Source organism: Mycobacterium sp. D16R24 (genome assembly GCF_002013385.1).
GTDB lineage: Bacteria > Actinomycetota > Actinomycetes > Mycobacteriales > Mycobacteriaceae > Mycobacterium.
The window spans coordinates 121,852-134,485 of sequence record NZ_MAEV01000006.1 but is presented as its reverse complement, the minus strand read 5'-3'; the positions used below and the strand labels follow the sequence as shown (position 1 = coordinate 134,485).

Sequence of the window (12,634 nt, the reverse complement as noted above, 5' to 3'; positions counted from 1 at the left end):
CCCCCGAGTGGTCGGGTTTTTGGAACGGGCGGATGATCTGAGGGTGACCGACGGTTGTACAAACGTGCCCGACGACGTAACGCCGCTGCCGAATCCCGCTTTTCCCGCACCGAAAGCAGCCTCGCCCGTGTCGGATGCCCGTCGAGCGGGCGGCTCATCGCCGGCGCTGCGGCGGGTGCTGCGTCGTGCGCGCGACGGGGTGACGCTGAACGTCGATGAGGCCTCGCTGGCGCTGACCGCACGGGGGGACGATCTGGCCGATTTGATGGCCAGTGCCGCGCGGGTGCGTGATGCCGGGCTGGAATCCGCCGGGCGCCTAGGCGCGACCGGGCGTCTGCCGATCTCCTATTCGCGCAAGGTATTCATCCCGGTCACCCATCTGTGCCGCGACAAGTGCCATTACTGCACGTTTGTGATGGTGCCCGGGAAGCTGCGGGCACAGGGGCAGGGCATGTATCTGGAGCCCGACGAGATCCTGGACATCGCGCGCCGGGGTGCCGAATTGGGTTGCAAAGAGGCCCTGTTCACGCTGGGGGACCGGCCCGAGGACCGCTGGCCGGAGGCCAAGCAGTGGCTCGATGAGCGTGGCTACGACACCACGCTGGACTATGTGCGTGCCATGGCGATCCGGGTTTTGGAGGAGACAGGTCTGCTTCCGCATCTGAATCCGGGAGTGATGAGCTGGTCGGAGCTGGCGCGGCTCAAGCCGGTGGCACCGTCGATGGGCATGATGCTGGAAACCACGTCGCGGCGATTGTTCGAGGATCGCGGTGAGGCGCACTACGGCAGCCCGGACAAAGACCCCACTGTGCGGTTGCGGACCCTGACTGACGCGGGCCGGCTGTCGATCCCGTTCACCACGGGTCTGTTGGTGGGGATCGGCGAGAATCTCACCGAGCGCGCGGAGACTATTCACGAGATCCGCAAGGTGCACAAGGAATTCGGGCATGTTCAGGAAGTAATCGTGCAGAACTTCCGTGCCAAATCAGACACCGCGATGAAGGCGGCGCCGGATGCTGAAATCGACGACTTCCTGGCGACGATCGCGGTAACCCGGCTGGTATTGGGCCCCAAGATGCGGGTGCAGGCGCCGCCGAATCTGGTGTCCCGCAGTGAGTGCTTGGCACTGATCGGCGCCGGTGTGGACGACTGGGGTGGGGTGTCGCCGCTGACCCCAGATCATGTGAACCCCGAACGGCCGTGGCCCAATCTGGACGATCTGGCGTCGGTGACGGCCGAGGCCGGATACGACCTGGTGCAGCGCCTTACGGCGCAACCGCAGTACGTGCAGGCCGGGTCGGCGTGGATCGATCCACGGGTGCGCGGGCATGTGGAGGCGCTGGCAGACCCGGAAACCGGTTTCGCCCTGGATGTTTCGCCGACCGGATCGCCCTGGCAGGAGCCCGATGAGACCTGGGAGTCGACAGGCCGGGTAGATCTGCACGCGGCGATTGATTCGGAGGGCCGCAACACCGATACCCGTAGCGATCTGGCGAGCGCCTTCGGGGACTGGGAGTCCATCCGCGAACATGTTCGTGAACTGAACGCGCGGGCCCCGGAGAAGGTGGGCGCCGATGTGTTGGCGGCTCTGCGCTCCGCCGAGCGAGATCCGGCGGGATGCAGCGATGACGAGTACTTGGCGCTGGCGACCGCCGAGGGGCCAGCGATGGAGGCCCTTGCCGCACTGGCTGATTCGATCCGTGCGGACGTGGTTGGCGATGACGTCACCTATGTCGTGAATCGGAACATCAACTTCACCAACATCTGCTACACGGGCTGCCGTTTCTGCGCCTTCGCGCAGCGCAAGGGCGATGCCGATGCCTTCTCGCTGTCGGCCGAGGAGGTGGGTGACCGGGCCTGGGAGGCATATGTCGCCGGTGCCACCGAGGTCTGCATGCAGGGCGGTATCGACCCGGAGCTGCCCGCAACCGGGTATGCGGATCTGGTGCGCGCGGTCAAGAAGCGGGTGCCCAGCATGCACGTGCACGCCTTCAGTCCCATGGAAATCGTCAATGGCGCCTCCAAGGGCGGACAGGGCGTCCGCGAATGGCTGACCGAGCTGCGTGCCGCGGGCCTGGACACCATCCCGGGTACCGCCGCCGAGATCCTCGACGACGAGATTCGGTGGGTGCTCACCAAGGGCAAGTTGCCGGCCTCCGAATGGATCGATGTCATCAGCACCGCACATGAGGTAGGGCTGCGTTCCAGCTCGACCATGATGTACGGGCACGTCGATACTCCCAAGCATTGGATCGCACATCTGCGGGTTCTCACGGGAATTCAGGACCGCACAGGCGGATTCACCGAGTTTGTACCGCTGCCGTTTGTGCACCAAAGCGCCCCGCTGTACCTGGCGGGTGCCGCGCGCCCCGGGCCCACCAACCGGGACAACCGTGCGGTGCACGCGCTGGCGCGCATCATGCTGCACGGGCGTATTCACAACATCCAGACGAGCTGGGTCAAGCTCGGTATCGACGGGACGCGGGCGATGCTCCAAGGCGGCGCCAATGATCTCGGCGGCACCCTGATGGAGGAGACCATCTCCCGGATGGCCGGTTCCGAACACGGATCCGCTAAGACCATTGCCGAACTGGAGGAGATCGCCGAAGGCATCGGACGGCCCGCGGTGGAACGCACCACGACGTACTCGCGACGGCCGTCCGCCGCGTGACACCGAGAGTGAAGCCATGGCGGGATTTTCCGAGAATCTCCGCCACAGCTTCACTCTCGGCGAGATAGATTTAGCTGCGCGGTCGATCGAGATTTCGGCTGTGGTCTGCCGACGCGTCCCGAGGAGGGGCGGCCGTGCCACGAGCCGCACCCGCGCCGCGACTGCGAGGGATATCGCTAAGTTGACGGTCTCTGTCCGCACCTGACTGATTGGATCGCGCTGGGTTAACTCCGGTGTTCAGTTTGGGCATCGTGATGTGCGTGATCGCCCGACTCGTAGCGACAAGTTTGATCGTTGTCATGCTTGGGCTCCTGGCAGTCGTCCCGGCTACCGCAGAGCCGAGAGAAATGGCGCCGCAGTCGTATTCGCGGACAACTCGGGATGGCTGGCAGCTGCAGATTCGGCTCGAGAATGAACGCGTTAACGCGGTGCCCAATCTGGCGTCGGCAACTAACTCGCGCGAGGCATTCATCACTCTCTCGGGCACTGCGACCGCGACCGGCGGCACCAACCCCATCACCGACAGCCTCTTCGTCATCGGATATCAGCTCGGTTGCCAGTCTGATGTGTCCTCGGGATTGCAGCTGGGCGGGTCGGCAGGTATCGCGCCCTCGGTAAACCTTGGAGTGGCACCAACCCCGTCGATAGGGATCGGTGGCAGTGCAGGGGTCAGCGGATTTGTGCAGACAGTGGTGCAGCCGGGCGTCATCGTCAACCTTCCGATGGCCAATATGGTGCTCTCCCATGGCGGTACGGGTGCCCTGGACCTGGATAACGTGCATGTGAAGGCCGACGCCTGCGGTGGCGATGTGACGATCCGGTCGTTCGCTTCGTTGCGTGCATCAACCGAGACCGGCCACACCGAGTTCGCGATCTACGGCGACCCGATCAAGATCTGATGATGAAATTCGTCTGTGCCGCAACGATCTTGATGTGGGCGCTGCGCTGGGCGCCGCTGGCCGTGGCGGATCCGCCGCCGGTCAACCCGATGCCTGCCGTACCCGTGGCAGTACCCGGCGGCACGCCCAACTATGCGGCCACTGCCTCCCAGCCGCCCTTCGGTTTGTCCCCGGCGTCGCCGCGTGGAGCTCGGATCTCCGCCGGGGTTGATTCCGGGTACACCGCCCGAATCGGCGCCGGGATAACCGCCGGGCAGTTGGAGGACCCTCGCGGCATGACCGAAGGAGCAATACCGTGATGAGAACAGTTTGTGTGGCAACGATTGTCGTCGGACTTGCCGTCGGTCTCGCCGTGCCCGTCGCGGCGGCGCCACCACCGCCGAGCCCGGCGCCCTACAACCCGGTCTTCGTGCCCGGTCAGCTGCCCGCGCTGCGGCCCTCGCGCGGTACGCAACTGCCGGTGCTGATGTCGGGCCCGTCGCGCGGTCCCAGGATTTCGGCCGGTGTGGATGGGGTCCCGGTGCCGGGCGGAGTGAAACCGGGTGTAGGGGTTGGAGACGGGAAGCTGGAAAGCCCGACCGGCGCGCCGACGCGGTAGCTCCGGGAGCCTTGTCAGTTCCGTTGACATGAGCAGTGAGTGGGCGCACGCTGGGGACATGAGTGAGCCGATCGTTTTCATCAACGTTTTCGAAGTCGACCCCGAGAGGGTCGATGCCTTCCTCGCTGGGTGGAGGAAACGCGCCGAGTTCATGACTGAGCAGCCGGGCTTCCAGTCCTTCCGGATGCACCGGGCGGTGGTCCGAGGCGCACGCTTTCAACTCGTCAATATCGCGACCTGGGACAGCATCGACGCGTTGACGGCGGCGACGAGTAGCGACCGCTTTCAAGCCATGGTCCGCGAGGCCGCCGCCGAATTCGATGCAATCGCTTACCCGGCGGTATACGAGGTCGCGCTGGAGATGTAGGCGGGGCTTGACCGGTCGCGTCAGGTCAGGTCATTGGGGGCGAGGTGGTGGACCGCGAATGATTGGAACGTGCAGTTCGGACCGTGGTCGTCTCCAGGGGTGAATTCCGCACGGAACGAAAGCTCTGGATCTTTGAACGGATGCATGTCGCAGACAACGGAGTCAGCGTCGCCCACTATTGGCTGTGCACCCCAAACCCCCGGCACTCCGGGGTTGTCGAAGCGGGCGCTGCCACCGCAGTGTTGCTCGATGCGCGAACCATCCGGCCCAGGTACTCCAATATCGATGCAATCCGTACCCGTCCAGGTCACCACGGTGAACCCGGCAGACGGAGGGGTTGGCGGTCCGTCTTCACGAAGGCCACCGGGTACCCGGATTCTGCCGCGCTGTAGCCCGTCGTCAACACCATCGGTCTGCGCGTCGCATTCCACCCCGTTGACGGCCGGGTCGGGACATTGTGCGGACGCAACGGGCGCCGCCGCGATACCAACAAGTGGGATGGCCACAACCACGACCGCGCCGGCTACCCGCATCGAATCCCCTCCGAACGTATATCTAGCGGGATGCTACTCGGAAGATCCGTTGGTATGAGCGCGTTCGGAAGCAATCACGAGCAGCCCCATATTGCACCAGAACGCCAGGTGGCGTGTGCAATAGGTGCCTGCTCGGGGGAGACAGTTACAGCTTGGCGGCCAGCTCCGTGCCCTGCCTGATGGCGCGCTTGGCGTCGAGCTCACCGGCCAACGCGGCACCACCGATCACATGGGCACTGATGCCCGCTTCCTTGAGCACGTCATCGAGATCGCGCACCGACTCCTGGCCGGCACAGATCACCACGTTGTCGACCTCGAGCACTCGCGGGTCCTTGCGCTCCTCGCCGAAGGTGATGTGCAGCCCGGCGTCATCGATCTTTTCGTAGTTGACGCCCGCCAGCTCGGTGACCTTTTTGGCCTTCAACGATGCGCGATGAACCCAGCCCGTGGTCTTGCCCAGCCCCTTTCCGAGCGAGCCCTTCTTGCGCTGGCACAAGTAAACCTCCCGAACCGGCGGAGCGGGAATGGGTTTGGTGAGCGAACCCCGGGACTCGTGATCCTCAGAGATGCCCCACTCGGCGCGCCATTCCTTGAGGTTGAGTGTCGGTGACTCGTCGATGGTCAAGAACTCCGACACGTCGAAGCCGATACCTCCGGCGCCCACGACGGCCACACGCTTGCCGACGGGCTTACCGCCCTTGATGACATCTGGATAGGACAGCACCATCGGGTGGTCGATGCCAGGGATGGCGGGCACCCGGGGCTTGACGCCGGTCGCCAGGATGACGTGGTCGAACTTGCCGGCGACGAGTTCCTGCGCATCTACCTTCTTATTCAAAAGCACTGTGACACTGTGTTTCTTGAGCATCGTGGTGTAGTACCGAATTGTCTCGTTGAACTCTTCCTTGCCGGGGATCCTGCGGGCCATGTCGAACTGCCCGCCGATCTCGGCGTTGGCCTCGAACAGCACCACCTTGTGTCCGCGCTGTGCCGCGGTGACGGCCGCCGACAGTCCGGCCGGTCCGGCGCCGACGACGGCGATCTTCTTGGTATGCCGGGTCGGGAGCAGCTGCAGCGTTGTCTCGTGCCCGGCCCGAGGGTTGAGCAGGCAGCTGGCCTTCTTGTTCACGAACGAGTGGTCCAGGCATGCCTGGTTGCATGCGATGCAGGTGTTGATCTCGTCGGCGTGGTCTGCCGAGGCCTTGTTCACCCAGTCGGGGTCGGCGAGCAGCGGACGGGCCATCGAAATCAGCTGGACCTGGCCGTCGTTGAGGATCTGTTCGCCCGATTGCGGCATGTTGATCCGGTTGGACGCCATCACCGGGATGGTGACCTCTTGGGCGATCTTGTTGGACAGATCGACGAACGCGTTCTGCGGCACCGAGGTGACGATGGTGGGCACGCGCGCCTCATGCCAGCCGATTCCGGTATTGATGATCGTCGCGCCGGCTGCCTCGATTTCCTTAGCCAGGGCCACGATCTCGTCCCAGGTTTGGCCCTCGGGCACGTAGTCGGCCATGGAGAGCCGGTAGCAGATGATGAACTCCGGACCCACCGCCTTGCGGACCGCCTTGACCACCTCGACAGGTAATCGGCGTCGGTTCTCCGGGCTGCCGCCGAATTCGTCGGACCGGTTGTTGGTGTAGGGCGCGAGGAACTGGTTGATGAAATAGCCTTCGCTGCCCATGATTTCGACGCCGTCGTAGCCCGCCTTCTTGGCCATCTTGGCGCTGTGGGCCCAGTCGTCGATGGTTTGCCACACACCCTTGGTGCTGAGCTTGCGCGGCTTGAAGGGGGTGATGGGGGACTTCTTGGCTGAGGCACTCACCGAAAACGGGTGGTACCCATAGCGTCCCGCATGCAACAGCTGCACGATGATCTTGCCGCCATTTTTGTGCACGGCGTTCGTGACGATGCGATGCCGGTACGCCTCAAGGGATGTGGTCAGCTTTCCGGCGAGCGGCTTGAGCCAGGCGGCGCGGTTGATGGCGTATCCACCGGTAATGATCATGCCCACCCCGCCCTTGGCGCGCTCGGCGAAGTAGGCGGCCAATGCCGGGGTGTCCCAGGGAAAGTCCTCCAGGCCGGCATGCATGGATCCCATGACGACTCGGTTCTTGAGCGTGGTGAAGCCAAGGTCCAAGGGGGACAGCAGGGTTGGATATGGATTACTCATGATTCTCGCTTTCAGTCCGGGCTGGGGACAAGGAAGTGATCATTTCGTCGCACCAATCGGTGAATCCCTCCTCCATGCGGACACCTCCGCGTAGGACGAGATATTGGTGCAGGGCCGCGCCGGTGAGTTGATCCGGAGCGGGAAACTGGCGCTTTTCCATTTCGCGGTAGTTGTCGAGCATGACGGCGTGTGCGTCGCGTTGGACGCGGATGTGTTCGACCACCATGTCGACGTCGCCGTAGGTGCCCGCGCGGATCTTGAGGGCCAGATCGCGCATATCGGTGCCCTCGGCGCTGTTGACCCATCGGGATAACTCGCGATAGCCGAGCTCGGCAACGGTGTAGACCTTCTTGGCCGGTCGCCCTTCTTGGTCGACGACCTGGCAGTGCAGCCAGCTGTCGTCCTCCATGCGGCGCAGAGTCCGGTAGATCTGCTGGTGGGTGGCGCTGTAGAAGTACCCGATCGAGCGATCGAATCGGCTGGTGAGCTCGTAACCTGACCCGTTCTGCTCGGCCAGGGACAACAGGATCGCGTGGGTGAGTGCCACGGCAGCATGCTGACACGAAACGGGACCCCTATGCAACTTGTTGCAGTGCAACAGTCTGCATATAGCTCTCAGTTATATATTACCGTTGGTAACGGTAACTGTTAGAAACGTGTAATTGGCCGGAGCGTGCCTGGAGGTTTCCCGCGACGTATGTGATCGCCGAACCGTGCGTGGACGTGATGAACGAGGCCTGCGTGGAGGAGTATTCGGTCGATTGCATCTGCGAGGGTGTCCGGACCATGTCCATCCACCCGGATGAGTGCATGGATTGCGATGCGTGCGAACCGGTTTGCCCCCGAGGCGATCTACTACGAAGAAGACGTACCCGGTGAGTGGGGCGGTTACGTGCGGGCCAGCGCGGACTTCTGCATCGACCTCGATTCGCCGAACGGCGCGCGCCGGATGGGCAAGATCGGCCGGGATGTACCGCTTGTCGCACAACTCCCGATCAAGGGCTGAGTGCGTCCGCTGGACGGCAAGCCAAGTTAAACGTTAAGCTAAGTACCTGTAACCGGCAGATACGTCTAGATCGCCTCGGCGAGTTAGGACAGCCTGTGTCGAGAGACGCATCTGGGGACCGGAATACTGGCCGCAACGCATGAACTGGACATCAGCGCAGGAATGAGGAAACCTTCGTGACCTACACGATCGCGGAACCGTGCGTCGACGTTATGGACAAGGCATGTATCGAAGAATGCCCCGTCGACTGCATCTATGAGGGTGGGCGCATGCTCTACATCCACCCCGACGAATGTGTGGACTGCGGTGCTTGCGAACCGGTATGCCCGGTGGAGGCCATCTTCTATGAGGACGATGTGCCGGATCAGTGGACGGGCTACATCCAGGGCAACGCTGACTTCTTCGTAGACCTGGGCTCACCCGGCGGTGCCGCGAAGGTCGGCAAGACCGAGTACGACCCGCCGTCGGTCAAGGAGCTTCCGCCCATGGGTGAAGGACACTGAGCTCGCGGTCTGAGTCCCGACCGCGGGTGTCGGCTGTGTCGTCCCGGCTGCCGGAGTTTCCGTGGGACACCATCGCCGATGCGAAGGCGACTGCTGCGGCGCACCCCGAAGGGATCGTTGACCTTTCGGTCGGTACCCCCGTGGATAGCGTGGCACCGCTGATCCGTGATGCGCTGGCCGCGGCCAGCGACCTTCCCGGATACCCGGCGACGGCCGGAACGCCCGCATTGCGGCAGGCAATCCGCGACGCGGTGTCCCGGCGCTACGGCATCGTTGCGCTTGCGGACGATGCCGTGCTGCCGGTCATCGGCACCAAGGAGCTCATCGCGTGGTTGCCGACCCTGCTTGGGCTGGGCGCCGATGATCTGATCGTCATCCCCGAATTGGCATACCCCACCTATGAAGTGGGCGCACGGCTGGCCGGTGTACCGACGGTCCGGGCGGACTCGCTGACACAGTTGGGACCGCAGCGCCCCTCGTTGATCTATCTCAACTCGCCCAGTAATCCGACCGGGGCGGTACTCCCGGTCGAGCACCTACGCAAGGTCGTCGAGTGGGCGCGCGAGCGCGGCGCCCTCGTGGTTTCCGATGAGTGCTACCTGGGCCTGGGGTGGGACGCCGAGCCGGTGTCGGTGCTTGATCCTCGGGTCTGCGACGGCGACACCGCCGGGTTGTTGGCTGTGCACTCGTTGTCCAAGACGTCGTCACTGGCGGGGTATCGGGCCGGGTTCGTGCTGGGAGATGCGTCCGTGGTCAGTGAGCTGCTCGCGGTGCGCAAGCACGCCGGCATGATGGTTCCGGGGCCGATACAGGCGGCGATGACGGCAGCGCTGAGCGAGGATGACCATCAGCGCGACCAGCGCGCACTCTATGAGAGTCGCCGCGGCAGGCTCTCGAAGGCTTTGACCGGCAATGGATTCCGCATCGACCACTCCGAGGCGGGCCTGTACCTCTGGGCCACTCGCGGCGACTCGTGTGATGACGCGCTGGCATATCTGGCGCAACGCGGGATCTTGGTGGCGCCCGGACGGTTCTACGGACCGCGTGGCAAGGAACATATACGGGTGGCCCTCACGGCTTCCGATGAGCGCATCGACGCCGCTGTCGCGCGGCTCATCGACTAGTTCCGCTGACCGTCGAAGACTCGGCCTACCACACGTAACGTCCCGCCGGATTTCGGCGTTACCTGAGGTTTCGTTGCGCAATCTCCAGATTCCTCGACACCTGCGGGTGATCAGGGCGATGCTGGATACATGGACGCCATCACCAACGTGCCGGCTCCCATCAACGAGCCGGTGCTCACCTACGCTCCGAACACCCCCGAACGCGACCGGTTGACCACGGCACTGTCTGACCTCGCCGCGACGCCCATTGATCTGCCGCATGTTATTGGCGGTGCTCGCCGGATGAGTGACGGTGAACGCATTGATGTTGTGCAGCCGCACAACCACCGCGCCGTGCTGGGGACCGTCACCAACGCGGGTCATGCCGAGGCCAGTGACGCGGTTGAGGCCGCTCTCGCTGCCAAAAATGATTGGGCAGCACTGTCTTTCGATGACAGAGCGGCCGTCTTCTTGCGTGCCGCCGATCTGTTGTCGGGGTCGTGGCGGTCCACCCTCAACGCCGCGACCATGCTCGGACAGTCGAAGACTGCCTACCAGGCCGAGATCGATTCGGCCTGCGAGCTGGCCGACTTCTGGCGGTTCAACGTGCAGTTCGCGCGGCACATCCTGGCCGAGCAGCCCAGCAGCGGCGGCGGCGCGTGGAATCGGATGGAGTACCGCCCGTTGGAGGGCTTCATCTACGCCATCACGCCCTTCAACTTCACTGCTATTGCGGGAAACCTCCCCTCGGCCCCAGCGCTTTTGGGAAACACCGTGGTGTGGAAGCCGTCCATCACCCAGTCCTTCGCCGCGCATTTCACCCTGGAGCTGCTGGAGGCCGCCGGATTGCCGCCCGGGGTCATCAACCTGCTCAACGGAGACGGGATCGCGGTATCCGATGTGGCGCTCGCCGATCCGCGCTTGGCGGGTATTCATTTCACCGGCTCCACCCGGACGTTTCAGCATCTATGGCGCGAAGTCGGTGCCAACATCGACAGCTACAACACCTACCCTCGGCTTGTCGGCGAGACCGGAGGCAAGGACTTCGTCGTCGCGCACACCTCCGCGCGTCCGGACGTGTTGCGTACGGCGCTTATTCGCGGAGCCTTCGACTACCAGGGACAGAAGTGTTCCGCGGCCTCCCGCGCCTTTGTGGCCCGGTCGGTGTGGGATCAGATGGGCGATGAGTTCCTTGATGCGGCATCCGGGCTGGCCTACGGGGACGTCACAGACCTCTCGAACTTCGGTGGTGCCGTCATTGACGAGAAGTCATTCAAGCGCAACGCGGCCGCGATCGATCGTGCCAAGAGCGCCGGGGTGGCGATCGCGGCGGGAGGCGAATACGACGATAGCGAAGGATATTTTGTCCGCCCCACCGTGCTGCTCTCGAATGACCCGACCGACGAGGCGTTCTCCACTGAGTACTTCGGCCCGATCCTGGCGGTGCACGTTTATCCCGACGGCGACTATGAGCGCATTCTCGACGTCGTTGACACCGGCTCCCGCTACGCGCTTACCGGTGCCGTGATCGCCGACGACCGTCAGGCTGTTCAGGCGGCCAGTGACCGGCTTCGATTCGCGGCCGGAAACTTCTACATCAATGACAAGCCCACTGGTGCCGTCGTCGGCCAACAGCCCTTCGGTGGTGGCCGGGCGTCGGGCACCAACGACAAGGCTGGATCGCCGCTCAATCTGCAGCGCTGGCTGCTGCCGCGATCCATCAAGGAAACATTCGACGCTCCGACGGATTATCAATACCCGCACATGGATGAGCCGCCTGCGCGAAGACCAGCAGCCGGGGAGCCTGAGGATGGCTGAGTGGTTCGGCAAAACAGCCAGGCCCGCCATCTTGGCGGCCAGTAGGTCGGCGCGGCTGCGACACGCTGCCGAACGGATGCCGTTGACGCGACAGGTGGTGCGTCGTTTCGTGCCCGGTGAATCTCAGGACGATGTACTCGCCGCCAGTACCGCGCTGCTCGATTCCGGGCGGTTCATCTCGATTGACTACCTCGGTGAGGACACCACCGATATCGGGCAGGCCACCCGTACCGTGTCGGCCTACCTGTCCCTGCTGGACGCGCTGGCGCGGCGCAGCGACACCGTGCACACCGGCGTGCGCCCGCTGGAAATCTCGCTGAAACTCTCCGCGTTGGGTCAGGCGCTGCCGCGCGACGGGGAACAGATAGCCCTGGAGAATGCACAGCTGTTGTGCGCCAAGGCCGATCAGGCCGGGGTGTGGGTTACCGTCGATGCCGAGGACCACACGACCACGGATTCGACCCTGAGCATCGTGCGCGAGTTGCGTGCCGACTTTCCGTGGCTGGGTACCGTGCTGCAGGCCTACCTGAAACGCACGTACGCCGACTGTGCAAACTTGTCCGGCAAAGGCTCACGCATTCGATTGTGCAAGGGGGCCTACGACGAGCCCGAGTCAGTCGCGCACCGAGATCCGGAGGACGTCGATGTCGCCTACTTGCGCTGTCTACGTGTCTTGATGGAGGGCGACGGGTACCCGATGGTGGCCTCACACGATCCCGCCATCATCGATGCCGCGAGTCTGATGGCGCGCGAGACGGGCCGGGGTCCGGGCGATTACGAGTACCAGATGCTCTATGGGATTCGTGACGCCGAACAGCGCCGTCTTTCCGGCGCGGGACACCATGTGCGCGTGTATGTGCCCTTTGGCGAGGAGTGGTACGGATACTTTGTGCGGCGCATCGCCGAGCGGCCCGCCAACATGACCTTCTTCCTGCGCGCGCTGGTCTCGGGAGGCTAGCT

Annotated in this window: 12 protein-coding genes and 1 pseudogene; 10 read left to right on the top strand and 3 right to left on the bottom strand. The window is 64.0% G+C overall.

The features are described 5' to 3' along the window. Window positions 1–64: 64 nt before the first annotated feature. The 5 genes from B4383_RS05210 (at window position 65) to B4383_RS05190 (ending at window position 4,535) form a co-directional block, all read left to right on the top strand. Window positions 65–2,671, top strand: coding sequence for a bifunctional FO biosynthesis protein CofGH (locus B4383_RS05210; RefSeq protein ID WP_176126635.1), 2,607 nt, complete (start codon window positions 65–67; stop codon window positions 2,669–2,671). 260 nt (window positions 2,672–2,931) lie between these two features. Next, window positions 2,932–3,570, top strand: a complete 639-nt coding sequence (locus tag B4383_RS05205) for an MspA family porin (RefSeq protein WP_078289564.1) — start codon at window positions 2,932–2,934, stop codon at window positions 3,568–3,570. 2 nt (window positions 3,571–3,572) lie between these two features. Then, window positions 3,573–3,869: a hypothetical protein gene (locus tag B4383_RS05200; RefSeq protein WP_286143731.1), complete on the top strand. Its 297-nt coding sequence runs from the start codon at window positions 3,573–3,575 to the stop codon at window positions 3,867–3,869. Further along, complete coding sequence (locus B4383_RS05195) at window positions 3,866–4,168, top strand: hypothetical protein (protein WP_078289390.1); 303 nt, start codon at window positions 3,866–3,868, stop codon at window positions 4,166–4,168. Before B4383_RS05200 ends, B4383_RS05195 begins: the two co-directional genes overlap by 4 nt. 58 nt (window positions 4,169–4,226) lie before the next feature. Continuing rightward, window positions 4,227–4,535, top strand: coding sequence for an antibiotic biosynthesis monooxygenase family protein (locus B4383_RS05190; protein ID WP_078289557.1), 309 nt, complete (start codon window positions 4,227–4,229; stop codon window positions 4,533–4,535). A 20-nt stretch (window positions 4,536–4,555) separates the two neighbouring features. On the opposite strand, the gene B4383_RS05185 is transcribed toward B4383_RS05190, so the two are convergent. The 3 genes from B4383_RS05185 to B4383_RS05175 all read right to left on the bottom strand — a co-directional run bounded on the left by B4383_RS05185 (window position 4,556) and on the right by B4383_RS05175 (window position 7,791). Next, window positions 4,556–5,068 (bottom strand): hypothetical protein, encoded by a 513-nt coding sequence (locus B4383_RS05185; RefSeq protein ID WP_078289387.1) that lies wholly within the window; start codon window positions 5,066–5,068, stop codon window positions 4,556–4,558. Window positions 5,069–5,213: 145 nt separating this feature from the next. Further along, window positions 5,214–7,244, bottom strand: a complete 2,031-nt coding sequence (locus B4383_RS05180) for an NADPH-dependent 2,4-dienoyl-CoA reductase (RefSeq protein ID WP_078289384.1) — start codon at window positions 7,242–7,244, stop codon at window positions 5,214–5,216. Then, entirely contained in the window at window positions 7,237–7,791 is a 555-nt protein-coding gene (locus B4383_RS05175) for a PadR family transcriptional regulator (protein ID WP_078289381.1), read from the bottom strand. The genes B4383_RS05180 and B4383_RS05175 overlap by 8 nt, the downstream gene beginning before the upstream one ends. Window positions 7,792–7,970: 179 nt before the next feature. On the opposite strand from B4383_RS05175, the pseudogene B4383_RS05170 reads away from it, so the two are divergent. The 5 genes and pseudogenes from B4383_RS05170 to B4383_RS05150 all read left to right on the top strand — a co-directional run bounded on the left by B4383_RS05170 (window position 7,971) and on the right by B4383_RS05150 (window position 12,632). Next, a pseudogene (locus B4383_RS05170) lies at window positions 7,971–8,250 on the top strand (ferredoxin family protein). 176 nt (window positions 8,251–8,426) lie between these two features. Further along, complete coding sequence (gene fdxA, locus B4383_RS05165; protein ID WP_078289378.1) at window positions 8,427–8,753, top strand: ferredoxin; 327 nt, start codon at window positions 8,427–8,429, stop codon at window positions 8,751–8,753. 35 nt (window positions 8,754–8,788) lie between these two features. Next, window positions 8,789–9,877 (top strand): succinyldiaminopimelate transaminase, encoded by a 1,089-nt coding sequence (gene dapC / locus B4383_RS05160; protein WP_078289550.1) that lies wholly within the window; start codon window positions 8,789–8,791, stop codon window positions 9,875–9,877. Window positions 9,878–10,006: 129 nt separating this feature from the next. Next, window positions 10,007–11,674, top strand: a complete 1,668-nt coding sequence (pruA, locus tag B4383_RS05155; RefSeq protein WP_078289375.1) for an L-glutamate gamma-semialdehyde dehydrogenase — start codon at window positions 10,007–10,009, stop codon at window positions 11,672–11,674. Further along, window positions 11,667–12,632 (top strand): proline dehydrogenase family protein, encoded by a 966-nt coding sequence (locus B4383_RS05150; protein WP_078289544.1) that lies wholly within the window; start codon window positions 11,667–11,669, stop codon window positions 12,630–12,632. Before pruA ends, B4383_RS05150 begins: the two co-directional genes overlap by 8 nt. Window positions 12,633–12,634: the final 2 nt, after the last annotated feature.